Raw genomic sequence first — 1295 nt, 5'->3', positions numbered from 1 at the left:
TATACTGTCCTCTAAATAGGGGAATGATCAGGAGATATAGTCTTTAAACTAGCGTAAAAATTAATTTTTAAACTTTATAAATCTTCACTTAAATTTTCTAAAAACTGAGATAAATTGTCTGCTAAAAAATATAAGTTTGATCTTTCAAGATCACTATGCAAATTATAATTAACTTCTATATTGTGATCCCAAAAGTAAATTTTATCAGTCGTATTATCCATACAGATTAAATTTCCGCCGTCGTCGTGTGCTATTGGAAAAAATGAATCAGGTAATCTTTTTTCTTCAACTTTATATATTTTGAAGTATTCTTCAAGATTGTCATATTCTCCATCATGTAATGCCAAAAACCAATCTATGGAAGATTTAGTTTGGTTACCGCCTTCATTAAAATTGAAAATATTGGGTTCACAACGACCTCCATTATATTTTAATAAATGCTCCGTGTAATTTTTTGGAAAATTAAAATTTAATCTCTTTTCCAGATTATTAATTTGTTTTTTAGTAATTGGTTCTTCTGTTTCAAAAAAAAATGTCATAAATTATGTTTTTAAAATTACCATAATGAAAATCCCCCTGTGTGACCTGTTTTTGAATGAATCGATGATCTGACTAATTGCATTCTTCCTCTGTTTTGATGATGATGCCAGGTATGACCTTTGGGAGTAGCTTTATAGCCAGCTGCTCTATTTGCAGCTCTAAAATCACCAGCTCTCGTTCCCGTGGGTTTAATTTTTACATCATTAATACCATTTTTATATAAATGTTTTCTAAAATCAGGAAAACCAGATTTAGAAAATGGCACTCCAGTTTTAGGATGGTTTTTTCCTGCTAAATGACCGTTTCTTAATCCTGAAAGATTTTGTTTTGGTGCTAGACCTCCTTTAAAACCGAAAGTATTCTTAATTCTAACAGGCATTTTATAAGATGTTCCTCCCCAAAAAGAAAGTCCCATTCCATGCATAAGCATCCTACCGTACCATTCGCGATCATTTTTATCAATAAAATTTAAGTATTCTTTTCCATACTTCATATTCCAATGATAAACTTGCTCTTTATGGGATAAGCCTTGATATTCAGGAAATTGATTTACATAATCAGTTGTTGTTCCATTAAATTGATAGCCAAAGCGAACTAATAAAGAGTAATTTGTATTTTCTTTTTTATTATTTGTCCCAGTAATGACTACTTCATCTAACTTGTTTTCTACAATATTATCTCCATTACTAACTGCTGTTCCAGAACCATCATAAATAATTTTATCTCCATCACCAACACCAAGTGGTTTCCTTCCA

Annotated in this window: 2 protein-coding genes; both read right to left on the bottom strand. The window is 30.6% G+C overall.

What is annotated here, in order from left to right:
• Window positions 1-74 precede the first annotated feature (74 nt).
• A complete protein-coding gene (locus tag AA089_RS22980; RefSeq protein WP_053002651.1) occupies window positions 75-539 on the bottom strand; it encodes an SMI1/KNR4 family protein in 465 nt (154 codons plus the stop codon).
• Window positions 540-556: 17 nt separating this feature from the next.
• A partial coding sequence (locus AA089_RS25130; RefSeq protein WP_173427072.1) for an HNH endonuclease occupies window positions 557-1295 on the bottom strand: 739 nt, incomplete at its 5' end.

It is taken from the genome of Kordia jejudonensis, assembly GCF_001005315.1.
GTDB lineage: Bacteria > Bacteroidota > Bacteroidia > Flavobacteriales > Flavobacteriaceae > Kordia > Kordia jejudonensis.
This window is presented reverse-complemented; position numbering and strand designations above follow the sequence as displayed.